At 40.5% G+C, this 22,822-nt stretch carries 26 protein-coding genes; 4 read left to right on the forward strand and 22 right to left on the reverse strand.

Translation table 11 applies throughout. From position 1 onward, the window contains the following. Positions 1-74: 74 nt before the first annotated feature. Positions 75-1,208 carry a M20 metallopeptidase family protein gene (locus NFR88_RS07210; protein WP_251614524.1) on the forward strand — a complete coding sequence of 378 codons (1,134 nt, stop codon included), beginning with the start codon at positions 75-77 and terminating at the stop codon, positions 1,206-1,208. 71 nt (positions 1,209-1,279) lie between these two features. Here the strand turns inward: NFR88_RS07210 and mnmM are convergent, their stop codons facing one another. The 17 genes from mnmM to NFR88_RS07290 form a co-directional block, all read right to left on the reverse strand. Next, positions 1,280-1,885 (reverse strand): tRNA 5-(aminomethyl)-2-thiouridylate-methyltransferase MnmM, encoded by a 606-nt coding sequence (gene mnmM / locus NFR88_RS07215; protein WP_251614526.1) that lies wholly within the window; start codon positions 1,883-1,885, stop codon positions 1,280-1,282. 21 nt (positions 1,886-1,906) lie between these two features. After that, positions 1,907-3,082, reverse strand: coding sequence for an MBL fold metallo-hydrolase (locus tag NFR88_RS07220; protein WP_251614528.1), 1,176 nt, complete (start codon positions 3,080-3,082; stop codon positions 1,907-1,909). Positions 3,083-3,204: 122 nt separating this feature from the next. Next, positions 3,205-3,666, reverse strand: a complete 462-nt coding sequence (locus tag NFR88_RS07225) for a DUF4854 domain-containing protein (protein ID WP_251614530.1) — start codon at positions 3,664-3,666, stop codon at positions 3,205-3,207. Between the two features lie 155 nt (positions 3,667-3,821). Further along, positions 3,822-4,412, reverse strand: coding sequence for a 4Fe-4S binding protein (locus NFR88_RS07230; RefSeq protein ID WP_251614532.1), 591 nt, complete (start codon positions 4,410-4,412; stop codon positions 3,822-3,824). Beyond that, the gene (locus NFR88_RS07235; protein ID WP_251614534.1) at positions 4,409-4,615 is read right to left on the reverse strand and encodes a 4Fe-4S binding protein; all 207 of its coding nucleotides are present in this window, start codon (positions 4,613-4,615) and stop codon (positions 4,409-4,411) included. The genes NFR88_RS07230 and NFR88_RS07235 overlap by 4 nt, the downstream gene beginning before the upstream one ends. A 92-nt stretch (positions 4,616-4,707) precedes the next feature. Next, positions 4,708-5,376, reverse strand: coding sequence for a Crp/Fnr family transcriptional regulator (locus NFR88_RS07240; protein ID WP_251614537.1), 669 nt, complete (start codon positions 5,374-5,376; stop codon positions 4,708-4,710). Continuing rightward, complete coding sequence (locus NFR88_RS07245; protein WP_251614540.1) at positions 5,373-5,882, reverse strand: GNAT family N-acetyltransferase; 510 nt, start codon at positions 5,880-5,882, stop codon at positions 5,373-5,375. Before NFR88_RS07245 ends, NFR88_RS07240 begins: the two co-directional genes overlap by 4 nt. Before the next feature lie 124 nt (positions 5,883-6,006). Beyond that, positions 6,007-6,861, reverse strand: a complete 855-nt coding sequence (locus tag NFR88_RS07250) for a virulence RhuM family protein (RefSeq protein WP_465250578.1) — start codon at positions 6,859-6,861, stop codon at positions 6,007-6,009. Then, complete coding sequence (locus NFR88_RS15220; RefSeq protein ID WP_465250577.1) at positions 6,840-7,052, reverse strand: hypothetical protein; 213 nt, start codon at positions 7,050-7,052, stop codon at positions 6,840-6,842. The genes NFR88_RS07250 and NFR88_RS15220 overlap by 22 nt, the downstream gene beginning before the upstream one ends. A gap of 75 nt (positions 7,053-7,127) precedes the next feature. Beyond that, positions 7,128-7,457 carry a type II toxin-antitoxin system RelE/ParE family toxin gene (locus tag NFR88_RS07255; RefSeq protein ID WP_251614543.1) on the reverse strand — a complete coding sequence of 110 codons (330 nt, stop codon included), beginning with the start codon at positions 7,455-7,457 and terminating at the stop codon, positions 7,128-7,130. After that, a complete protein-coding gene (locus NFR88_RS07260; RefSeq protein ID WP_251614546.1) occupies positions 7,454-7,759 on the reverse strand; it encodes a type II toxin-antitoxin system RelB/DinJ family antitoxin in 306 nt (101 codons plus the stop codon). The genes NFR88_RS07255 and NFR88_RS07260 overlap by 4 nt, the downstream gene beginning before the upstream one ends. Positions 7,760-8,078: 319 nt before the next feature. Continuing rightward, the gene (locus tag NFR88_RS07265) at positions 8,079-9,020 is read right to left on the reverse strand and encodes a DDE-type integrase/transposase/recombinase (RefSeq protein ID WP_251614549.1); all 942 of its coding nucleotides are present in this window, start codon (positions 9,018-9,020) and stop codon (positions 8,079-8,081) included. 92 nt (positions 9,021-9,112) lie between these two features. Continuing rightward, positions 9,113-9,541: an SIR2 family protein gene (locus NFR88_RS07270; RefSeq protein WP_251614551.1), complete on the reverse strand. Its 429-nt coding sequence runs from the start codon at positions 9,539-9,541 to the stop codon at positions 9,113-9,115. 121 nt (positions 9,542-9,662) lie between these two features. Continuing rightward, positions 9,663-11,462, reverse strand: coding sequence for a YecA family protein (locus tag NFR88_RS07275; protein ID WP_251614553.1), 1,800 nt, complete (start codon positions 11,460-11,462; stop codon positions 9,663-9,665). Between the two features lie 107 nt (positions 11,463-11,569). Further along, positions 11,570-12,430 (reverse strand): abortive infection family protein, encoded by an 861-nt coding sequence (locus NFR88_RS07280; protein ID WP_251614555.1) that lies wholly within the window; start codon positions 12,428-12,430, stop codon positions 11,570-11,572. A gap of 19 nt (positions 12,431-12,449) precedes the next feature. After that, the gene (locus NFR88_RS07285) at positions 12,450-12,674 is read right to left on the reverse strand and encodes a helix-turn-helix domain-containing protein (RefSeq protein WP_160220104.1); all 225 of its coding nucleotides are present in this window, start codon (positions 12,672-12,674) and stop codon (positions 12,450-12,452) included. 147 nt (positions 12,675-12,821) lie between these two features. Then, positions 12,822-14,036 carry a recombinase family protein gene (locus NFR88_RS07290; protein WP_465250579.1) on the reverse strand — a complete coding sequence of 405 codons (1,215 nt, stop codon included), beginning with the start codon at positions 14,034-14,036 and terminating at the stop codon, positions 12,822-12,824. 152 nt (positions 14,037-14,188) lie between these two features. Here NFR88_RS07290 and NFR88_RS07295 point away from each other — a divergent pair, with 152 nt between their 5' ends. Both NFR88_RS07295 and NFR88_RS15180 read left to right on the forward strand, forming a co-directional pair. Further along, entirely contained in the window at positions 14,189-14,647 is a 459-nt protein-coding gene (locus tag NFR88_RS07295; RefSeq protein WP_251614556.1) for a helix-turn-helix transcriptional regulator, read from the forward strand. Positions 14,648-14,862: 215 nt separating this feature from the next. Continuing rightward, on the forward strand, positions 14,863-15,126 hold the full coding sequence (locus NFR88_RS15180; protein ID WP_465250580.1) for a WCX domain-containing protein: 264 nt from the start codon (positions 14,863-14,865) through the stop codon (positions 15,124-15,126). Between the two features lie 407 nt (positions 15,127-15,533). Here the strand turns inward: NFR88_RS15180 and NFR88_RS07300 are convergent, their stop codons facing one another. From NFR88_RS07300 to tgt, 4 genes are all read right to left on the reverse strand, one after another. After that, positions 15,534-17,540 (reverse strand): ATP-binding protein, encoded by a 2,007-nt coding sequence (locus NFR88_RS07300; RefSeq protein ID WP_251614558.1) that lies wholly within the window; start codon positions 17,538-17,540, stop codon positions 15,534-15,536. A gap of 49 nt (positions 17,541-17,589) precedes the next feature. Then, entirely contained in the window at positions 17,590-18,516 is a 927-nt protein-coding gene (locus NFR88_RS07305) for a recombinase family protein (RefSeq protein ID WP_251614560.1), read from the reverse strand. A 261-nt stretch (positions 18,517-18,777) separates the two neighbouring features. After that, the gene (gene rlmD, locus NFR88_RS07310) at positions 18,778-19,947 is read right to left on the reverse strand and encodes a 23S rRNA (uracil(1939)-C(5))-methyltransferase RlmD (RefSeq protein WP_251614562.1); all 1,170 of its coding nucleotides are present in this window, start codon (positions 19,945-19,947) and stop codon (positions 18,778-18,780) included. Further along, positions 19,934-21,055: a tRNA guanosine(34) transglycosylase Tgt gene (gene tgt, locus NFR88_RS07315; protein WP_251614565.1), complete on the reverse strand. Its 1,122-nt coding sequence runs from the start codon at positions 21,053-21,055 to the stop codon at positions 19,934-19,936. Before tgt ends, rlmD begins: the two co-directional genes overlap by 14 nt. A gap of 140 nt (positions 21,056-21,195) precedes the next feature. Here tgt and NFR88_RS07320 point away from each other — a divergent pair, with 140 nt between their 5' ends. Continuing rightward, complete coding sequence (locus tag NFR88_RS07320; protein WP_160201322.1) at positions 21,196-21,708, forward strand: ferritin; 513 nt, start codon at positions 21,196-21,198, stop codon at positions 21,706-21,708. 67 nt (positions 21,709-21,775) lie between these two features. On the opposite strand, the gene queA is transcribed toward NFR88_RS07320, so the two are convergent. Continuing rightward, entirely contained in the window at positions 21,776-22,819 is a 1,044-nt protein-coding gene (queA, locus tag NFR88_RS07325; protein ID WP_251614568.1) for a tRNA preQ1(34) S-adenosylmethionine ribosyltransferase-isomerase QueA, read from the reverse strand. Positions 22,820-22,822: the final 3 nt, after the last annotated feature.

Here is a 22,822-nt window from a genome sequence, read left to right on the forward strand (position 1 = left end):
TTCTCCCATTTAGTAAAAGAACATTTGACTATATCCCACTTCTACATTATTATAAATAGTACGGAGGTATACCAATGACAGATTTCGACCAATTATCCCAAGAGATTATTTCATACAGAAGAGACCTTCACCAGATTCCGGAGCTGGGGTTCTACGTTTATAAAACCTGTGCTTATGTAAAGAATATTTTGTCTGCCCTTTCCTGTCAAGTAGATGAGATTGTAAAGACCGGTCTTGTTGCGTACTTTGATTTTGGGCAAGAGCAAACCATCGCATTTCGTGCAGACATGGACGCGCTTCCGATTCAGGAAGAAACCGGCGCCCCTTATGCTTCTCTTCACGAGGGCTGTATGCATGCGTGCGGTCATGATGGACACATGGCAATCATGCTGGGTTTTGCAAAACTTTTAGACAGCTACATCAAAGAAGGTCGGAAAATGACCTGTAATGCGCTGCTGCTCTTCCAACCTGCTGAAGAAACTATCGACGGCGCACTTCGCATTTGCGGCACTCATCTGTTTGACCATTACAATATAAAAGCTATTTTTGGTCTGCACCTTTGGCCTATGCTTTCCAAAGGCGAAATCGCTTCCCGCCCTGGTCCTATGATGGCAAAGTCCACTTCCGTAGAGGTGGAAATTGAAGGCGTCAGCGCCCACTGCGGCGAACCTGAAAAAGGTCGAGATGCCCTGGAGGCCGCCTGCAAATTTATCAGCGACATCTATATGTTCAAGTCTCTCTTCGTAAAGGAACGCTGCGTTCTGAAGTTTGGAAAAATGGAAAGCGGCACTGTTCGTAATGCAATTTCCCCTTACAGCCGACTAGACGGTACTATGCGAACCTTCACCGAGGAAACGTGGAACACATTGGTTAATGCCATGAAAAATCTCGGCGAAGAGTTGGAGCATCATTATGGTATCAAATTCAAGCTGGATGTCAGCAAAAGCCACCCTGCTGTAATCAACACAGAAGATTTGTACCAGCGGGCTAAACCTCTTTTGCTGAATTTAAACTACGTGGAACTTCGTAGACCTGTCATGATTGCAGAAGACTTTTCTTTCTTTGAACAGCAAATGCCAGGCATTTTCTTCTTCCTTGGAACTGGCAGCGGCATTCCGCTCCACAGCGACAACTATGATTTTGATGACACCGTCCTCATTGAGGGAGTCAAACTGTTTGATACATTAATCAAAGGTGCCGAGCGCTAATACGCTCGGCACCTTTTCAGTTCCACTCAAAGTTTCCTGTTCAGCCATTGTTTCTTGTCTATTTTCTACCATTACTTTTTTGTAATCCACAAAATTTCCGGCGGATTTTTCTTCTGGTTGGGAAAGTCTACATGTGCCGTATGAAAACGAGACGTAGATAACTGCTCTGCAAATTTCAATAATGCGTCTTTTTCTCTCGCCCCTTCTTCATGTCCCGGGTACAGGACCAGCGTCACGATTCCGCCTGGCGCAACGATGGAAAGCGCCTGCTGCACCGCAATCAATGTATCTTCCGTTTTGGTGGTCATTTTCTTATCGCCGCCAGGCAAATAGCCCAAGTTAAAAACTATCGCTTTAGGTGCCAACGTAGCCGCCACATTCTGTTCATTTCTTTCCTTCCATGCACGCCAGTACGTTTCCAAATTCACAAAACTGCCGCAAATAAATTCTGTATTCTCAATCTGGTTTGCGGATAAAAGCCCCCGACTTGCATGAATGGCTTCTTCCTGCAAGTCTATGGCCAGAATTCTCCCGCTCATACCTGTCGCTTGTGCCAGCGTCAGTGTATCGTTCCCATTGCCGCAAGTAGCATCAATAGCAGTATCCCCCTCCCGAAGATAGGAACGAGTGATCGTCATAGCAACAGAAACAGTTTGTGTCAAAAGATTTTCATTCATAACTCCTCCAAAAGCTGTTTTCTACAGTATAGCATATTCCTCCCCGTCTGCAAGAAAAATCACTCTGTTTTGCATACTACCCAGCTTGATTTTTTCCGGCTGCTCTGTATGAATGGGAATTACTTTTTTCGGCGCCACATGCCGGACACAAGTCCAGATTGCTTCTTCTGAAGCATGACCAGATGTATGTAGTTTTACCGCATAACGAAAACCACCGAACATCTTTTCCAAGGTCTGCTTATGTTTTTTCAAGTATCCCTCCGACATTGAATAAATCATCAGCGATTTTTCATTGTGTTTCTCTATATACGGTTTTACCGCATCGGCGAAAGACTTTTCTCCCCGCACCGCCATGCAGAAACCTGCTTCCTGCTGCACCTGCTGTGCCAGCGCCTCCAAATACACTTTACTGTTTTTAAACTGGTATTCCTTTGAGTTCGTTGTATCAAACTCCCGTACCGTCTCAAGGAGTTTCATCTGATATGGATCGCAGAAGAATGCACCCTTGGAAAGAGACGCCTTGTGAAATATCGCCAGTCTGTCAAAGTCCGCAGGACTGCACAATACAAAAACATAGGAATACCGCTCCATCAGCACTCTGGCCGCCTCTCCCAGCTCTCGCTCCGCTGTTGTGACAGGATTATGATAAGACAAATTTGTGCCCTCTGTAATCATCAGATCCACTGTTTCAGAAAGTGCTGCAAGGGCGCGTTCCATACGAGCGCCTTTTAGACCATGCAATCTGTAGTCTCCTGTATGCAGCACCCTTTTTCCATCTGCTTCAATCAGAAGCAGATAAGCGTCAAAAGCGGAATGATCCGCTAAAATCGGCGTAATCTTTATGTCTCCGATTGTAAAGGTTTTTCCCTCCTGATAGGTATGCATCTTGTTAATCCTGTCTGTCAGCGGGCTCTCCGCCTGTTCTTTCTCTAAAAAAAGTATTTCTTTTGCCGCCTGCCCGATGTACAGCGGAATATTCTTCGCAATGTATTCTAAAAGACCTACATGGTCGTTGTGATAATGGGTAAAAACAACTGCGTCATAAGGATCGTCAATGGACAGATTTTCCGCCGGCATATTCCCCTTCGTATCTGGAAGCTGTTTTCCCATATCGATTAAAATTCTCGTCTGCCGTGTTGAAATCCCCACGATACAGCCGCCAATCTGATGAGTTCCACGATAAATTTTTATGTTCAAGATGCACACCCCCTGCTTCATTGTAAGCTGGGCAGTAAAGGGTTATGCCTGTTTCCATAAAAAAAGAGAATGCCTCTTAACGGTTACTTTCCGTTTATGTAGGCATTCTCCATCATTTTCACTTATTCTGCAGCTTCAAAGGTCTGGCTGTAAATCTCGCTGTCGTCGCCATTGAGATATAGAACCTGTACGGTAATACCTTTGATTTCAGTCTGCTCTTCGCAGGTCTTTGCAATATTTTCAAAGACAGATCCAACGCTGCCCATTGCATTTTCGAAATAGCCTTTCAACTGTTCCACAGTATCTTCATCGAAGGTTTCATCATACTTGAAAGAATAGATGATTACATTTTCTTTAATCTGTACATCAACAGCCATGCCATCCTGCTCATAGGAAGCTACTGCATCGTCCATCGCTTTCTGTTCTTCCGGATGATCAGCAATATATTTTTCCAAAGTGTTTGGCTCATCGCTGCCGCAACCAGTCAGTACTGCTGTAACGCCCATAATCATCACCAGGGATAACAGGACTGCAAAAATTTTAGATGTTTTTTTCCTTTTTCTTTCTCCTTTAACTAATACCAAAGTATTCTGCTTTCATTTCTCCATGCTTGACCACACAAAGAAACAAACGAAAGCATTTTTATTATACTACAAACATCGACAGGATTCAAGATTAATTGATTTGCTAAAAGCTGGCAATTCGCTTGTTGTAAATTCTACCAGTACCAGTATTAGAATTACGCTGCTTTTTCTTCTTTGTTTCTGTTTTTCAGCTGACAGATACCCTGCGTCATCGTCCCCATCGGACAGAACGTACACCAAGTTCTCGGCTTATAAAGGACCATGACGATTAGTCCCAGTAAAAGGGATGTCAGCATCAGGCTGTAGAGTCCAAAGCTGTACTGGGCAATCCAGTCAGAAACTGTTCCCTGGGTATAGGTCCAGCCCCATGGTACTCGAAACGTCCAAAACAGTTTAATTGCCTCCTTCAAAGAACCTGCACCAGCAGCCACCAGATAGGTCTGAAATAACATATTACCGAACATAGTCATAAAAAAGGCTAAAAATCCATAGCGGAACCATTTTGCATACATCCATTTCGGCATCGGTCTATTACGAGAACAGTTGCAGCCCGCACCTAGCTTCTGATACAGCTGCCCCCTGCCGCAATACCGATTGCAGAATCCTTTCGTTCCTCCAAAAATGGCAAAGCCCAGCGGCAACAAAAAATCAATCATGCCCAGCCACGCAAACAAGATATTAAAAAATCCAAGTGAAAAATAAACGATGGACCAAATCCACAGCCATGTGTACCACGGTTTTTTCATTGCGCCTCACCTCTTTCGATTACGGCAATACAGCCTGTTGGACAAACCTTTGCACATCTTCCGCAGCCAACGCAGGTTTCGCTGCCGCAGAACGCATAACACCCTTTGACAATGGAAATCGCGCCTTTAGGACACTCCAGCATACAAGTACCGCAGGCAACGCACCTGCTGCTGTCCACCACAGCATATTTCTTAGATTTCATGGAAACTCCCCTCTCTTATTATCTTATCACCAGGATAGCAAAAATTCTGCTTTCGTTCCGTGATCAAAGTCACCGAAAAAATACGGAACCCGTCATCCCGCCAGGTTCCGCAGTTTTTTCATATCAAGAATCCGTATCCCTTTCCTAGATACTTCGACAACACCATCCCCGGCAAACCGTTTCAGCATTCTTGAAACCACTTCTCTTGCCGTGCCCAGATGCCGCGCAATCTGTTCATGGGTCATGGTAATCAGCATTTGATCGTTAATTCCTGCATCTTCCAGCAGAAAGAGCGCCAGACGCTGATCCATACTCATAAAGACAACCTGCTGCATAATCCACATCACGTCTGAAAATCTGCCGACTGCTGTTTCCAGCGCATAAATCTTTGCTGCCGGCACCCTAGCGCCGATTTCACCAAATGCGGATGCTGCAATCATATAGCAGTCACTGGGCTCCTCCGCTTCCACAAACACGTCAAAAGTAATGCTTTCCAGTACGCAGGACGCGGAAAGCATGCAGATTTCACCGGGAAGCAGCCTATACAGCGTAATCTCTTTTCCTTCCTCTGAGAGCATATATAAGCGGAGCCGCCCGCTTTTTACAATAAACAGACCTGTGCATCCGCTGTTGTCATGAACCATCTGGGCTTTCTCAAAATGTACCAAAGATGAATGCTGGCAAAGCAGACTCCGATCGGTATCTGTCAGTTCCTCCCAGAAAGGAAAAAACATTTCATATGCTTTTTCAAAGTCGTTCAAATATATGTACCTCCAGATTCTTTGTAGATGTATTGAACTTCCCGCAAATCCTTTCCCCCGATATTATCATCTAAATATTCGTCAGCAGGAACAAATCCCATAGCTTCATAGAAAGCTCTTGCCCGGTAATTCTCCTCCAATACCCATAGAAAAACCTTTGGATAGCCCATCTTTTTCAGCTCTGACATTGCTGCTTTGAGCAGAGCTTTTCCATAACCCCACCCCATATATTCGGGCAGAAAATAGATGGATATAACCTCGCCCCACTGGTCAAACCGGGCAAATCGTGACCTTCCGAAACTGGTAGTTCCGACGATTTTTCCCTTTTCTAAACAAATCAGTGTCCGCCAGCCGAAACTGTCCAGAGCTGATACCCACTGTCCTTCCGGAATCCCCTCCAGGTAATCCTGCGGTATGATACCTTTATAAGCAAATTTCCAGCTTTCTTCATATACTTTGCTGATTTCCTGTCGGTCATCGGCCGGAGTAATATAACGTATTTCCATCATTGTCCTTCTTTCATCGCTGTAATCTATTGAACTCAAATAGTTTGTCTATTATCTCAACTAACTCCTAATGTACCAATAGTTGAGTTACCGGATTTTACCATCTCAACCTGAAATCAGTAAACTATTCCTTTGCGTTCTGCTCTAATTCAAGCATGTATTTATCAAAATCAGACATAAATAATCTATCCTGCACAATACGATATTTTTCAAATTCAGTCTCGGCCTTTGCTTTAGCAATCTCTGCTGTGATTTTTCCTGCATCCTGAAGAATTTCTCTATCATCTGCCATTAGGAATAAATCAAGCCGCTTTGACCAGTCTTCCATCGTCATCGGAATGTGACGCTCTGCACGATCTTCTGCCAAATCCAAATATGCAGATACGATACGCTCCATTGAACGCATTTCTTGTTCTGAAAGATAATTTTTTGCAATGCTGACATCGCTTTTTACAATTTTGCCATCCGGCGCTGCTTCCCATGTAGTAAGTCCCATATGCAGCTTGTCTGCATTCGCACGCTCGTAAATCAGCCCTGCCGCTGTATGTCCATGCACCGCATAATGCATCTTATTCTGTACTTTCGCAAAGAACTGCTTTGTTGTTTTCGCGGTACGATCATAATCGAGCGCTGTTGCATAGATATCCGTTATCTTCTGATAAAATCTGCGCTGCGATATGCGAATTTCTCGAATCTGTTCAAGCAGACGGTCGAAGTATTCTGTTGTAAGTACCGAACCACCATTTTTCAGACGCTCGTCATCCATAACCCAGCCTTTGATGGTATAGTCTTTTACGATACTGTTAACCCATTTACGAAACTGTACAGCGCGCGCATTGTTTACCTTAAAGCCGACTGCGATAATCATTTGAAGATTATAATGCTTCGTATCACGAGTAACCTGACGAGAGCCTTCAGTTTGAACTATTCGGAAATCCCGAATAGTTGCCGCCTCTTCTAACTTACTATCTGCGTAAATTTTTCAATATGCTCATTTATCGTCGGCAATCCAACATCATATAGAGTAGCCATCATCTTCTGTGTCAGCCATATATTCTCATCTTCATAGCGCATCTCAATACTGTCCTGCTGATCTCCAACAGAGGCAACATAGGTTAGATATTCCGCTGCGCTCGAATGGATGGTTATTTCATCTTTTTTCTTTTTCAAATTGGCCTCCTCCAGCTTCAGTTAATCTATATTTCTAAGCTTCATTCTGAATTATTTATACGAAAAGCACCGGTATTATTCAATTGAACGAATAATTCCTTCGATATCACGCCCACCATAAAATATACGAACCACTGTGACAGATTCCGTCTCATCGTCAACCAAATAATACACAATGAAATTGTCTACTGGCAACTGGTGTATTCTCATAGAACGCCAAGGTTCCCATTCGACTAGTGCATAACGAGTTGGCATGAAATCCAATGAACGAATTCCTTTTCGGATACGACCTACCTGACCAGCAGCGGTTCCCGGAGCGAGAAGTTTACTAGAAATGTAGACATAAAGATCTCTTAAATCGTCAAGTGCGTCTTGTGAATAGTTAATTATATATTTTTTTGTCATATCCCAAATTCCTTTGCAAGCGCCATATCAACTTCATCTGCAGAATATACGTTTCCTGATTTAATGGAATCAACACCTTTTTGAAGTTCTGCATCAAGTTGTTCTCTGGTCATCGCACCAATAGCTAACGGCTTTTCGGAAGGGAGACGTAAATTGAACGGAATCCCTCTCGTTAAAACAATCTGGCTATAAAGCATCTGAATTGCACTTGATGGAGAAATGCCAAGCTGAGACAAGATTCCTTCAGCGTTCTCTTTCAGGGTTGTATCTATTCGCGCATATACAGCGGATGTGTTTGCCATAGTGTTACCTCCTTTTTCTTATATTATATCCAATTTTGCTTGCAATCGCAAGCAAATTAAATGTATTCTCTTTCATATAGGTATAATTTTGAGATAGTCCGTTCAACTCAATTGTGCTGCCAGTGGTGACACTTTTCGTCATTCCTGTAAAGTTCATAAAACTGCTTCATTCTGTAAAGTCCGCAATGATACTATTTAAGCGAGTAGAAAATATCTCTCACTTAGATAAAACAAAAATAGCAAATGCTAATAAACGACTGAAACTGTTCTTTATAGAGTTTTTGACTGATAACTCCCACGTACTTTCCCTGAAGGTTTGTCAAACATATGTTACAGCGTCATGCAAAAAATTAAATAAAGTATCTTTAGGAGAAAGCCACTTTAATGGACGCATAGGAAAGTTGTTGTACTTTCGGTTATGAACCTTTAGCTGAGCAGCAAAATCTGCAAAGGAGTAGAACGAGTGGGTTGCATAGAAGTATTCGTTATCTTTTCTATGTGATCGTTCTACCTTTCCATTATGTCTTGGTGTAAAAGGTTTAATCAGCTTATGCTCAATACCCAGTTCTTTGAGCTTTTTCTCAAACCGGCTAAGGTCATTTGCTCTTTTGCTAACAAATCGCTTAGCGAACTCTGGGCCATTGTCCGTCTGCACACATTCCACAGCAAAAGGAAAAGCTTTCAGCATGTGTTCTAAAAATACCGTTGAAGAATAGCTGGAGATTTCATCAAATGCTTCCACATAGCGAAATCTAGAAAATTCATCGATAGCAGTGTATTGATAGAATTTTTGACCTGAAGCTTCACCAACTAAGCAGACGGCAGGAACATGCTTTACATCCACCTGAACCCTTTGACCCGGATAATCCATTTGTTCATAAGGCTTTGGGATATACTTTGGATTTGGAGGCTTGATTGGAGTAAGTTGAAGCCTTCTGAGAACACGCCAAAGACCGGTAATAGAGCGAGAATATCCACGCTGAGAGAGTTTTACCCAAAGTACGACAAGTCCGGCATGAGGGTTTCTACGGCGCATGTCTTTGATGAGCTTCAGTTCCTCAGGAGTATGCTGTTTAGGATGATGATGAGGTCTTCTAGAATGTTCTCTAAGCGACTGGATAGAGCCGTCAAAACGGCGACGCCAACGATAGATGTACTGACGATTGACCTTGTATTTAATAGCAGCCTTGGTAACACCATATTTTTCAGCATAATTTAAAAGGGATAGACAAAATCTCATATCTTGTGTTATACTTGTCATGCGGGACCTCCTGTGTAATGGTTTGGGGTGGTAACTTAACTTTAACACAAAAATGAGATTCCGCAATTTTTTTTTATTCAGTTGTAACACATCTATTGTAAACCTACATCTTTTGTAACAACAACAGAAACCGGACGATGCATAAACGTCATTGCATCTTCCAGTAAGGAATCAAAATTCGTCGTGCAAATAGTTCCCGTAAATAAGTCGCAAAATGCTTTATATGTGGAGCCTGGTTGTATTTTCCCAAAATGGAGTCCTTTCATTAAGAATTCAACCAACTTTGTTCGAGAATATAAATTCTCATAATATGACAGTGCATCTATTGCGTTATTGTCATACACATAATCTGTAATTTCAGCAGCCGCAAGTTCTCCTAACTCATTCCAATCCGGCATTGTTAATCCTTTTGGAATATCTGCATTTTTTGAAAACCCTGCCCCTACAAATGGGATTACTCTATTATTTACAAAATCATTTAATAATGGTTTCGGAATTGATAATATATATTTATATTCCATAGTCCATCCTCCGCCGTTTCTTCTTTCCATTATTCTATATTTACAACCGCCCTGCATTTCTGCAAAACTCTGTTCTCACAATATATTCTACACCTGTCGTCATCACAGATATCAATTCTCACTAATCATAAATTCCTTTCCCCAGGCAGCACCTTTTAAACTTCTTCCCACTGCCACATGGACATGGTTCATTTCTTCCTATTTTTTTCTTTTTCCGAATATCTGCATTTTTACCCCCCTGATACTCATACGGAATGCCATGCTTTTCAAAATAAATTTTATCAATAAGACTGGGTCCGTTAGGTGAGAAAAAGGCTGCACTACTTTTTATTTTTTCCCTTAACTGAACATCTAAAAAATATTCTTCTATAACATCTAATTCATCCGAAGATAAAATATTCGCATGATTATCGATTCGCCAAACAATATAGTTAATAAAATCCTGTGATCCTTTATGTAAATATTCCAAGATTTCTATAATGTTTTCAAAGTCATGCCAATTACATACCCACGGATAAGGCTCATCTGCATCTTTTTCTAATATTAAAGATGTATTTACCGCCAAGCCTCCGAATTGATTTAAAGTAAGTACAAGCGGTAATATAATCTTCTGCGGAATATTTTCAATGTGAAACTTGTTGTTCTTATTCTCATATAAGACTACGTCTTTCTTCCCTTCAATAAACTTTTTCAGGGTAATTGCTTGTGAATACGCCCCTCCTATTCCGCTATCTGAATGGAAGTGGTCGGATATGCGTTTGTAGGCTTTTTGAGGATTAAAAAATGGCTCTCTAACTTTAGATGCTTTTACCTCTGCTATTAAGATATAATCATGAAACTCTATTAAAATGTCATGTTCCTTAGTTCCTCTTTCTTCACATACACTTGTATGATATATCACTTCATCTCCAAAAATGCTTTTGAAATAGCCAAGGAACTGGCTTTCAACAATCTCTGCTTTAACTTTTTTATATTTATCAGCAAATTTATTCTGCGGATTTTCCAATACTTCAGTTATATAATTATAAATTGCATTTAACAAAAACTGCGGATGAACGATAAATAATGTTTCCCCTTCATCAAGCCAACAAAGAGGATGCTCTGCAAATGGGTTCTTTCCATTGTAATATGAGAAAACTCTCTCTTTTCTATATAAACCAAAGATATCTATTAATCTTTTCCCTTTTTCTTTTCCAAATATATCATATATTTTCGATGCCTTTATTGAATTCAAGCTATCCATTGCATTTTGCAGATTCAAGCCTGCCGAACCTTGTGCAAACGCTAATAGACGTTCATATTCTTTTTCCACATCGACTGCATAAGGGTTTAAGGAATCCAAAAACTTTTTTATACCATCTACTGCATATTTTGACGAACTCATTGCACTTTCAAATTCATCGCACACTAATTGATAAAACGCAATGTAGTCCTCCGTTATCAACCCAGTCAAACTTTCTAATTCCGAATCAAACGAACTGTAAAGTATTTTGATCAGATGTATAGTCTGTTCTGCGTATCTCAATATTCCTGTGTCAAAGTAAGATGTGAAGGCATCCATCGATACCAGATTTCTTTTTATATCGTCAGACTGAGATGATGGATCAATATCAAGAAAAGTTTTCGTATATTCCAAAGTAATCTCTTGAACATCATTTTCTAACTCGTTATATATTCCACTTTCCTCATCGTTTGTAATATGCCCATCGCTTTTATCATCGGTACTCATAAGTAAGCCGGCCAAATAAGTATACTGCTTCTGAGGTGAAATTAAATTTGTCTTATTAAATATATCAGATTGCTCAGCCATATCTGATGCTCCATTTGCAAAGGTAATGAAATGAATTCCAATCATGCCCAGCAAATCTCTCGTACCAATATATTGAAGCTTTTCTTTTAATTTTTTTATTTTTTCGTCCATACACTTGCTCCTTTACTTCACAACATAAACGCTACTATACCCGTATCAAATATTTCTGCATTGTCACATTTTTTGTCGGAGATTATGACGCACTGAAGGCATTTAAGTTATATTGTCTTTACTCCTAATTTCTTTTGGTTCTCATATGTACTCCAAATAAAATCAACAAATGTAATACTGCTTCCAACTGCCAATTTAGCATGACGCTCTTCCAATCCTTGAAAAGATGCACTTTTCCCATGACCGCTACCAAAAGGATTTCTGATCTCTGCCAATTTTGTCGGGATCGCTCTTAAATTTCCTAAAACCGCCTTTATAGCATCCGCACCCTGATCTGTTTCCTGTATATTTGCTGGCAATAAATTCAGCGCACCCATCGCTTTATTTGTAAGTTGAGGAACATCATCGTTTTTACTCCATTCAATGCCCAACTCATCCAAAATCGTTTTACAGCAACTCTCTATAAGCTCTTTTGCAAGTCCAATGGCATTTGTTGGATTCGTTGACTGCATAGAAACCATTAACTCTATTTGCTGAGACATATATTCACTTGAAAACTTGCCTTTCAAGTCATCGGCCGTTTTAGCAATAGCAGATGAGCCGCCTTCCAATCTATCTATAACAGTCTTACACTTTTTGTAAATTCTTGCGTATCTTTCATCGTATCTTGAAATGCTGCTCCCCCAATACAAATCATCCTCATAATTTTCATTGTATTCATATTCCATATTATCCTCATAATAATGAAACAAATCGGAAAGTAGCTTAAATCTATTTTCATCAGTAGCGCTATTCAAATATGCTATAAGAGACTTTCCTTTTGAAAGCCCATACTTTGCGCATAATGCTTCTCCTATACTATTTGTTGTAAATATATCAAAATCATTCGTTGAAAAATTCAGAACATATCCACTTCTGTTAAATAGCATCAGGAATGTTCCTTCTTCTTGTTTTGTTATTTCAGCCATTGCAATACATGCCTCCCGACTATTTTCTCCCTATTTTTATTTCGCTTCCATCCGGCAACACAAACGCCTGCTCATATCCTACACCCAGTGCTTCTGCAATCCTCATCATTTCTTCAAAAGACACAGTGCCACGCTGCAACTTCTTATTAAAGTTCTGCGGTGTCTGCCCAATGCGCCGACAAAGTTCCGCAAGACTGATATTCTGTTTCTCACACAACTCTCTTATCATGTCCGATGTTGTCATGATCCACCTCCACTAATGTACTTCCCATTATAAACCATCTGGTTGATAAACACAAGATACCTCTATGATAGTTTACTGAAAATTCATCAAGAATTAAAAAACACCCTACATTTCTGCAAGGTGCCATTCCTACAATATTTCCCATTCCTATCGCTCCACATCCACTGCCGTCCCCGATTTGAATTCCACCTCAAACCGCTCCTCGTAGACCGTAACCTTATCAATCAGCCGCCGTACAAGCTGCTCATCATATTCTAAGACCTCGGTTGCCTGACTGTTCAGAAATTCCCGCATTTCCGCAATCCGCTTTTTCAAACCTTCCCGCTCGGCACTCTCCGCCAGAGCTTCCTGCTTTTTCTCCCGTAGGCGGTTAATCTCCTCAGCGATGTCGCTATAATCCTTTTTACCATTTGCCAGCCGAAGCAGTTCCTTCTGTAATTCGTTCAACTTCGTTTCAATGCCCTCTACCGAGGATTCATCTTCCTGCCGGATAACCGCCTCGACGTTCTCCTGCAGGGTAGCCATCATACTACCCCTATTTCCAAGCACCATATTGATTGCCTGCACCACCTCTGTCTGTAGTTCCGATTCCTGAATGGTCGGCGCATCACAGGCGGTTGAGCCATGCTCTACACGGGTACAGCACCGCCATACGATAGAATGTTTCCCACGGTTGTTCCATGCAATCCTGCGGTAAATATCTCCGCACTTCGGGCAGTAAACAATACTGGATAAAGCGTACCTGCTGCTGTAAACCCGCTTTTTCCGTTTCGCCCCGCTGTGCAGGTTTGCCCTCCTTGCCATTTCCTCCTGCACCTGCATATAAAGGTCACGGGGAATGATAGGCTCATGGCTGTTTTCCACATAATACTGTGGAACGATGCCGTTATTTTGCACCCGCTTTTTATTAAGGAAGTCCACGGTATAGGTTTTCTGCAGCAGGGCATCGCCGATATATTTCTCGTTCTGCAGTATTTTCCGCAGTGTTTCCGGCCTCCATTTTGATTTGCCTGCCGCTGTAAGGATTCCGTCCGCTTCAAGGCCTCTTGCTATCTGGAACAGGCTTCCGCCCTCCAGGTATTCCCGATAGATACGCTTTACTACTTCCGCTCCCGCAGGATCGATGATCAGATGCCCTTCCTCGTCTTTTGTGTATCCGAGGAAGCGGTTATGGTTGACCTGCACCTCGCCGTTCTGGTATCGGTACTGCAGTCCCAATTTAATGTTCTGGCTGAGCGACTGGCTTTCTTGCTGGGCAAGGGATGCCATAATGGTCAGCAGCACCTCCCCTTTGGAATCCATCGTATTGATATTCTCTTTCTCAAAGAAAACAGGTATGTTCTTTTCTTTCAGTTCACGGATATTTCAAACTAATTTTATCTTCGCCCATATAGGCCCTCCCATCTTGACATTTCCTGATATCTATTATATAAAAAACCAGCCACGCGTCGAACGTGTGGTTTTCTCATATACAATAAAACCATGACAAAACCTGTCATGGTTAGGAGGACGAAATGAGCAAACCGCAAAAACTTTTCGATCTGATTGCATATGTTAATATGAAAAGAAGATTTACAGCAAACGATGTAGCAAAAGAATTCGGTATTTCAGTACGGACAGCACATAGATATCTCTTGGAGTTAGATGCTATGGGGATTCCCTTATATACAGAACCTGGCCGCAATGGTGGATACCGTGTTTTATCAAATCGGATGCTGCCACCGCTTATATTTAGTGAAGATGAAGCACTTGCAATTTTCTTTGCTTTTCAATCCCTGCAATATTATAAATCACTTCCATTTGAAGTGGATATTGCCTCTGTTTCCCGTAAACTCTTTTTAGGACTTCCAGCAGACGCAAAACCACAAATAGAAAATCTAAAATCAACATTAGCTTTTTGGCATCGAAAAAGAGAAATTGAAACACCTCAGTTAAAAAATCTAATACAAAAAGCAGCCAAAAAAAGGTTATAAAAATCCAATATCAATCGCAAGGAAAACTTACTGACAGGATAATTTATCCTATTGGCGTTTATACAAATGACAATATATGATATGTACCTGCCTTTGATTATGGTAAACAAACTATACGTTTATTTCGTGCAGATCGTATCATAGAAGTTGAAGACGCAGAGGGAAATTTTGAACCAATAACAGAAACATTAAATGATATTTTATATTCCTATAAAATTAAAGATCCCGTTCATTTATATGTAAAACTTTCAGAAAATGGAATTGTACGTTGTAAGGATAATCCATATTTTGAAACAAATATCCAGTATAATTCTGATACCACAGGTGGTTTTATTGATACAACAATAGATAAAGCAGATTTAAATTTTGTCAGCAATTTTTTCATGAGCCTGGGAGATGAGGCACTGGTAATAGAACCTTTGGAAATTTGGGAATTCATTCTTGCTTCTGCCAGAAAATTACTTGATCAATACAGCTAACATTATCTCAAGTCAAAAACAATTTATGTTTAAATGTTTTATATAATCATTCTGTCAACTCAACACCCCTTTTAACAATCCTATCTCCACAACATATCCTATATCTAACCTGTCAACTCAACTATCCCACCCAAAAAGCAGTGGATATGTTTCCGCACAGTACAACAAACAAAAAATCCGGGAGCCGGAACAATTTTTCCAAACTGTCCCAACTCCCGGAACCCCCTTGTTTTCTGCTCTTTTCCGCTATTTCATTTTTCCACCCGTGACATCAACACGACACACTCAACATGTAATAGTTAGGCTATTTGCAAACATATCAATAAGTGCTAAAAAACCTTATTTCGTAGGATTTCGACAGCTTTTTTATCTTATTAATTTTCAACTTTTGATTAGGCTATTTTTTATCATATCACTAATTCTTCTGCTGCCTTTGCTGAATTATTCTCTTGTGCTGCAATTATTTCTTCTTTTGTTTTCCCTCTACTATCAATTATCTTCTTTTGCTCAATTTGTAGTTTATCTAATAAGAAATCATGATTAAGTTCAAACTCCGTAAATATTTCGCTCCATGTCTTTACATAGATTTTAAAATTGTCTACCGAATACACAAGAGATTTTTCACCATGATACTTAAGATTTTTTATTTCATTTGCTATCTGATTATTGTATCTATTTCCGACTAAATAAAATTTCCATTCTATATTAGGTGCATTAAAACGATCTTCTTTAAGTATAACATCTTTATATCTTTTAACCTGTTCTAATTCTTTGTAGCCTAATACTATCTTAGGATGTTTTAATTCCACAATAATGCTGCTTTTAATATCCCCATTTTTCATTTGACGCACAGCAAAAATATCCATTTGTCTGCGCCGGTCTAGATCATCAATACTTATTTCTTCTTTTGCAGGTATATCCCCTTCAAGTATATAAATATATCTTCTTAAAGCCTCTTCAAAATCCGGTTCCTCAGCTGTTACTAAATGATATTGTTCTCCAAATAACCAATAGTGTTTCTCTATAAACGGCTGTATCGCATTAATTTCACCTGCCCCAAGCTCCTTATTAAAAACTAATTCCTTTAAATCAGCAACAGCTTGAGCCCTATCTTTTAACATTATAATTATTCTAGAAATATTTGACATTGTTGTATATTCTAATGCTTCTGCCAATTCCGTCCTTTCATCCTGTGACATGTTTACAACGCTATCGATTATCTTAATAAAGCTGTCCCTTTCTCCCGATTCCATAATTAATGCAAACATCCTTATTAAAGTTTTTAATTGTGGCTTATTCAATCCCGACAATATTTTGGGTTCTACGTAATACACCGTTGAAATCAATTCATCTAAGCATTCTTTTTTAAATTTATCTACGGGATTGCATTCATCAAAATCCGGATATGCTTCCTTCTCTTCTACCGTCTTTAAGAATCTTTTTGCATACTTTTTGATAAATGGAATCCTTTTTTCTCTGATTAAATTATCTATTTCTCTCTTGATATATTTAAAAATTTCATCTTCTCTACTGCTGCCTGCAATCTTCAATCGCATCTGTCCCGTCACAACTGCAAAATCAAAATCATCAAACAAGGCACTTGTTATATATACACTATGATAAAAATTATCACCTTTATTGTTTAAAGTTGTATTTTCTTTAAACTTCTCTCTGTTACTTCCATCCAAATAATAATACTTAGAATATTCACCATTTAATTTTTGTGCCCAACGGCAAAAGACAACATCAAATTCTACATCATTATACTTATACTTTCGTACATCGCGATCCTCAAGAATTTCAGAATAATCGATTGGATCATTATTTATTAACAACTGAAATTTATTATTCTTCATCAGCTCTAAAAACCAACAGAACTCAATTTTTAAAAAACGTTTCATGGCATCAACTTGGAAATCTTCATTAATTCTAAAAAAACGCACTATGGTTCCCAATTCAGCTTTTTGATCTACTTCTTCAGGTTCCGTTGCAGTATAATCATTTAACCCATCTCCGTCAATATGAATCGTATATTTATACTTTTTATCCTCTTTCTCATAAATAGTTTCCCATTCCGCTTGTCCTGCAAAAGTAAAAAATGTCAATCGACCGACACCATTTTTTCCATGATAACTAGAACTATTCGATTCACTATTACGAACAATAATTTTATTTGACTCAAAGAAAGGTTTGAATTTTGTATTCAACTGACTAAAAGGAATGCCATAGCCATTATCTGAGATACTTATTTCTTCTATACCTCCAATACTATTCTGTAAAATATTTATATTAACGCAAGTAGCCGTTGCATCATATCCATTCCACACGTATTCCGCTATAGCTTCCTCTGGCTTATATTTACGCAATACACGTCTTATTCCCTTTGAACCAAGTTCGATTTTCTGAACAGACATTCTTTACCTCCCATTAAGTCTCACTACTTTATTTATATAATCTGTGTAACTATTCGTCTTTTGAGCTGTATTTCTTATTTTTACGGTTCTTACCATCCACTCCTTTGACTACATTGCTGCGTTTTCCTTTCTCCATCTGCACCGCCTCGAAAACCCCCTTTGATATTATAGCAGGATTATTCCCCGATGCCAAATAATGAACTTCGCTCTTGCTAGATTTCAAAAGTTCTACATCACCCGTATACTTCTCATTACTCAGCATAACATCAATAGTTCTCTTGCACCACTTCACTTTTCCTGTTGGCGAGAGAATTTTTCGCTTTTCAAGTTCCTTGATAATGTCTACAACACTTTGACCGTTGAGATACAGATTAAAAATCAGCTTAACATTTTTAGCTTTCTCTTCATCAATTACTAAATGACCATCTTTATCATGCTTGAAACCATAGCACTTTCTGTCATAGAGCTTTGAAGTTCCCTGTGCTGCCCGTTGCTTAATTCCCCATCTTATATTTTCGCTTCTTGATTCATTTTCGGCCTGTGCAATGGATTCCATTACAGCCACCATCAAATCACCATCAGTATTTGCAGTATCTAAGCTATTTCCTTCAAATATCACACGAACACCTAACGCCTTTAATTGATTAAAAGCATCTAAAACTTCAACTGTATCTCTTCCGAACCTGCTGACATCTTTCGTTATGACTATCTCCAGCTTATGCGATTTGCAATCCTCCAACATCCGATTAAACTCTTTTCGTGATGAGCCTGTCTTACTTGTTGCAATATCCATATAAACATCTGCCAAAAGCCATTGTGGTACAGTAGCTGTTACTCTTGCCAGATGTGATACCTGGGCAACCAGGCTTTGGAGCTGCTCCGTACTGTTTGTACTTACACGGCAGTAAATTCCGACCCTCTTTTCGCTCTTCGGAGGGTTTGCAGGAATGTAATGAACCTTTGGATTATTTGGCATATTTTCTCACCTATCCGTTCTCGACTAATTATCATTCATTAGTTTTTCCCAGATGGTGATTAGTCTATACATCAATCCTGTCAACCACAATAATCCTGTCTACACAACCCTATAATATATCCATTCTGTCAACTCAACTATGCCATTCGATATGTTCCCTAAGCCTTAATTTCAAGGAATTTGACAGGATTGAAAACGCCGTAAAATCGCACCTTAATGCCACAAATCCCTTGAAACCAAAGCCTTTTCACACACTTGGCTTTAGACCCGTGACATCAACACGACACACTCAACATGTTTCGTCCAAGGGAAATTATCAAACGGCTTCGCGTACTTCACCTCATACCCGTTATAAACAAATTGCTGCAGATTCAGCGCCAAGCTCTTTGGATTACAGCTAATATAGACAATCTGCTGCACACCATAGCTGATGATTTTTTCTACTGCATCCATGCTCATGCCCACCCTTGGCGGATCAACGACGATAACCTCCGGCTTTTCAGAAAGCTGGCTTAGCACCTCAAATACATCGCCTGCAATAAAGTTACAGTTGGATAGCTGGTTCAGCTGGGCGTTGACCTTAGCTGCCTCCACCGCTTCTTCCACGATTTCCACCCCGGTCACTTCCTTTGCTTTCAAAGCAAGAACCTGACTGATCGTACCCGTGCCACAGTAAAGGTCGAAGACCTTTTTTCCAGAGAAATCATCAATCAGTGCAAGCGCCTCGGAATAAAGACGTTCCACCGCCTCCACGTTGGTTTGGAAAAATGAAAAGGCGCTGACTTTGAATTTCAGTCCCAGGATTTCCTCCATATAATAATCTCTACCCCAAAGAATTTTCAGTTCCTCACAGGTCACCTTGTCAGCAATGTTGTCGTTCAATGTACGCAGAATGCCAACGATATGGTTGTCCAACGAAAGAGCCTGCAGCCCTTCCACATAACCAGCCTCATCAAATTCTTCTTCTCTTGTTGTCACGAGATTAACGAGAAGTTCCCCGGTCCGAATACCCTTACGGATAACCAAGTTCCGCAAAAGCCCTTTGTGGGATTTTTTGTTATAATGCTTATAATTGTGAGCTTGGGCAAATTCCAGGTTGAACTTCAGGATTTTGTTAAAGTCTTCATCGACAAGCTGGCATTGATCCACGGTGATGATAGACATGAAATTCTTTTTCTTGTGCATACCTAGGCAGGTCGGTCCATCTTTTACAAAATCTCCAAAGGTGTACTCCATCTTGTTCCTATAACGATATTTATGATCTGCCGGGCAACCTTCAATGGCATCAAACTGCTCTGGCTTAATACCTCGATCTGCAAAAAAGCCTCTGACCTCTTCTTCTTTTTGTGTAAGCTGCTGCTCATAAGGAATCCCCTGATAAATACAACCTCCGCAAAACTCATCGTGTACACATATTTTAAAATCTTCCATATTTATCGTAAAACTCCTTCTTGTATTCTAAGAATCTATCCTCTTCGATAGCGGTTCGAATATTTTCCATCATCTTCAAGAGAAAGTGGATATTGTGATTAGACAGCAGCATAGCAGAAAGCATCTCATCTGCCTTAAACAAATGACGCAGATACGCCTTAGAGTAATTTCTGCAGGTATAGCAGTCACACTCTGCATCCAGCGGTGTGAAATCACGCTCGTACTTGGCATTTTTAATGTTAACTCTCCCGTGGCTGGTCATGCAAAGACCATGACGGGCAATTCTGGTCGGAAGAACACAGTCGAACATGTCAATCCCCCGCTCTACTCCTTCGAAGAGGTAGTCCGGCGTTCCTACACCCATAAGATAGCGAGCTTTCTCCTGCGGCAAATAATCCACACAGTCATCCAGCACATCCAACATCAATTCCTTCGGTTCCCCCACGGAAAGTCCGCCGATGGCATAACCCGGCAAATCCAGCTCAACAATTTCTTCCGCGCTTTGTTTTCGGAGATCCTTATACATGCCGCCCTGCATAATGCCAAACAAAGACTGTCTTTCAATATCCTTATGGGCATCTTTGCAGCGTTTCAGCCATCTGGTGGTTCTTTCCAGAGAGTTTTTTACATAGTTCCTGTCTGCGGGATAAGGCGCGCATTCATCAAATGCCATCATAATGTCTGAACCCAGCGCGTTCTGAATTTCTACTGCCTTTTCCGGTGTCAGCATATGACGGGATCCATCAATATGACTCTGAAATTTCACACCCTCTTCGGTAATTTTCCGAAGCTTGCCCAGAGAAAACACCTGAAAACCGCCGCTGTCAGTAAGAATCGCTCTGTCCCAGTTCATAAACTTGTGCAGACCTCCCGCTTCTTTGACAATATCCTGTCCCGGTCTTAGATAGAGGTGGTAAGTGTTGGACAGTATGATGTTAGCTCCCATATCTGCCACCTGCTCCGGACGCATTGCCTTAACCGTTGCCTGAGTGCCAACCGGCATAAAAACAGGAGTCTGTATATCTCCATGAGGCGTATGTACAATCCCTCTTCGAGCCTTAGTTCTCGAGTCAGACTTTAATAATTCATAAGTAACTGCATGTTTCATATTGATATAATTCCTTTCTTTATGTTGCAGTAATTCTTTACTATTATACACTACTTTCATCTTTTTCCATAGCTTGAATTTTTTATTTTTTAGTGATATGATAATTGCAGAATAAATGCAATTGAAGGGAGCTAATTATCATGATTAAAGAAAACGTAGCACAACTTTTAAACGACCAGATTAACAAGGAACTTTATTCAGCCTATTTGTATCTGGAATTCTCTAACTTTTATAACGATCAGGGCTTAAACGGCTTCGCCAACTGGTACATGATCCAGGCGCAGGAGGAACGCGATCACGCTATGCTGTTTATGCAGTACATGCAGAACAACGACTTGAAAGTTACTTTAGACGCTATCGCAAAGCCAGATGCGGAACTTAAAACCAACATGGATCCGCTGTCAGCAGGTCTTAAGCACGAAAAATACGTGACTGAGCTGATTCACACCATTTACGATGCAGCTTACGAAAATAAAGATTTCCGCACCATGCAGTTCCTTGACTGGTTTGTTAAAGAACAGGGTGAAGAAGAAACCAACGCAAACGACATGATTAAGAAAATGGAACTGTTCGGCAATGATCCTAAGAGTCTGTATCTTTTGGATCAGGAAATGGCAGCACGTACTTACAGCGCACCTTCCCTTACTTTATAAAGATAAAAACCGCTTGCACTTAAAATGCGATATATGCGCACTGCAAGCGGTTTCTTTGTCTTATTATTTATTCTATCAGCATTGCATCGCCGTAGCTAAAAAAACGGTACTTCTCGGTTACAGCAATTTCGTATGCTTTTAAAATCTGATCTCGATTATACAGCGCTGAAATCAGCATAAGCAGCGTGGACTTCGGCAGATGAAAATTAGTGATCAATGCCTCAACAACCTTGAACTGGTAGCCGGGATAGATGAAAATACCCGTACTTCCTGCCCCGGCCTTCACTAGGAACTTCCCGCTGGCTTCATCTGTATAAGCTGCGCTTTCCAAGGTTCTAGTAGAGGTTGTACCTACAGATACAATTCGTCCACCTGTCAGAATGGTATCGTTAATCGTCCGTGCAGTTTCTTCATCTACTTCATATTCCTCAAAGTGCATGTGATGATCTTCTACATTCTCACACTTCACTGGTCTAAAAGTGCCAATTCCTACATGAAGGGTCACATAAGCCAGCCTAACACCCTTTGCTTCGGCTTTTTTAAGCAATTCTTCTGTAAAATGCAGACCAGCAGTTGGCGCAGCTACAGACCCCTCTTCCTTACAGTAAACTGTCTGATACATATCCCTGTCTTCTACTGTACTTTCCCGTTCGATGTATGGAGGCAGCGGCATTTTCCCCAGTTCTTCAAGCCGCTCCATAAAAATGCCCTCATAAAAAAACTCCACAATACGGGTGCCGTCTTCACCATAATCCAGAATTTTGGCACTGAAATTTTCTCCAAAAGAAACGCTGTCACCAGGCTTCAGCCGTTTCCCTGGCTTTACCATAGTCTCCCAGCGGTCACCGTCAAGACGCTTAATCAGCAAAAATTCAATCTTTGCCCCAGTTTTCTCTTTCTCTCCAAAGAGCCTTGCCGGAAGAACTTTGGAGTTATTCATAACCAAGCAATCCCCTGGCTGCAAATAATCCAGGATATCATAAAAATGTTTATGGTCTACCGACCTTTTTTCTCTATTTAATACCATAAGCCTGCAGACGTCTCGCTGCTCAGAAGGTCTCTGCGCAATCAACTCCTGCGGCAGGGTATAATCAAAATCATCTATTCTCATATT

Origin of the sequence: Senimuribacter intestinalis (genome assembly GCF_943192965.1) — a bacterium.
GTDB classification, from domain to species: Bacteria; Bacillota; Clostridia; order Peptostreptococcales; family Anaerovoracaceae; genus Senimuribacter; species Senimuribacter intestinalis.

What these genes read in the sequence shown, in the direction of transcription:
- NFR88_RS07210 (WP_251614524.1), top strand. Translation starts at nt 75, where the DNA reads ATGACAGATTTCGACCAATTATCCCAAGAGATTATTTCATACAGAAGA.
- mnmM (WP_251614526.1), bottom strand. Translation starts at nt 1,885, where the DNA reads ATGAATGAAAATCTTTTGACACAAACTGTTTCTGTTGCTATGACGATC.
- NFR88_RS07230 (WP_251614532.1), bottom strand. Translation starts at nt 4,412, where the DNA reads ATGAAAAAACCGTGGTACACATGGCTGTGGATTTGGTCCATCGTTTAT.
- NFR88_RS07235 (WP_251614534.1), bottom strand. Translation starts at nt 4,615, where the DNA reads ATGAAATCTAAGAAATATGCTGTGGTGGACAGCAGCAGGTGCGTTGCC.
- NFR88_RS07245 (WP_251614540.1), bottom strand. Translation starts at nt 5,882, where the DNA reads ATGGAAATACGTTATATTACTCCGGCCGATGACCGACAGGAAATCAGC.
- NFR88_RS07255 (WP_251614543.1), bottom strand. Translation starts at nt 7,457, where the DNA reads ATGACAAAAAAATATATAATTAACTATTCACAAGACGCACTTGACGAT.
- NFR88_RS07260 (WP_251614546.1), bottom strand. Translation starts at nt 7,759, where the DNA reads ATGGCAAACACATCCGCTGTATATGCGCGAATAGATACAACCCTGAAA.
- NFR88_RS07265 (WP_251614549.1), bottom strand. Translation starts at nt 9,020, where the DNA reads ATGACAAGTATAACACAAGATATGAGATTTTGTCTATCCCTTTTAAAT.
- NFR88_RS07270 (WP_251614551.1), bottom strand. Translation starts at nt 9,541, where the DNA reads ATGGAATATAAATATATATTATCAATTCCGAAACCATTATTAAATGAT.
- NFR88_RS07275 (WP_251614553.1), bottom strand. Translation starts at nt 11,462, where the DNA reads ATGGACGAAAAAATAAAAAAATTAAAAGAAAAGCTTCAATATATTGGT.
- NFR88_RS07280 (WP_251614555.1), bottom strand. Translation starts at nt 12,430, where the DNA reads ATGGCTGAAATAACAAAACAAGAAGAAGGAACATTCCTGATGCTATTT.
- NFR88_RS07285 (WP_160220104.1), bottom strand. Translation starts at nt 12,674, where the DNA reads ATGACAACATCGGACATGATAAGAGAGTTGTGTGAGAAACAGAATATC.
- NFR88_RS07295 (WP_251614556.1), top strand. Translation starts at nt 14,189, where the DNA reads ATGAGCAAACCGCAAAAACTTTTCGATCTGATTGCATATGTTAATATG.
- NFR88_RS07300 (WP_251614558.1), bottom strand. Translation starts at nt 17,540, where the DNA reads ATGTCTGTTCAGAAAATCGAACTTGGTTCAAAGGGAATAAGACGTGTA.
- NFR88_RS07305 (WP_251614560.1), bottom strand. Translation starts at nt 18,516, where the DNA reads ATGCCAAATAATCCAAAGGTTCATTACATTCCTGCAAACCCTCCGAAG.
- rlmD (WP_251614562.1), bottom strand. Translation starts at nt 19,947, where the DNA reads ATGGAAGATTTTAAAATATGTGTACACGATGAGTTTTGCGGAGGTTGT.
- tgt (WP_251614565.1), bottom strand. Translation starts at nt 21,055, where the DNA reads ATGAAACATGCAGTTACTTATGAATTATTAAAGTCTGACTCGAGAACT.
- NFR88_RS07320 (WP_160201322.1), top strand. Translation starts at nt 21,196, where the DNA reads ATGATTAAAGAAAACGTAGCACAACTTTTAAACGACCAGATTAACAAG.
- queA (WP_251614568.1), bottom strand. Translation starts at nt 22,819, where the DNA reads ATGAGAATAGATGATTTTGATTATACCCTGCCGCAGGAGTTGATTGCG.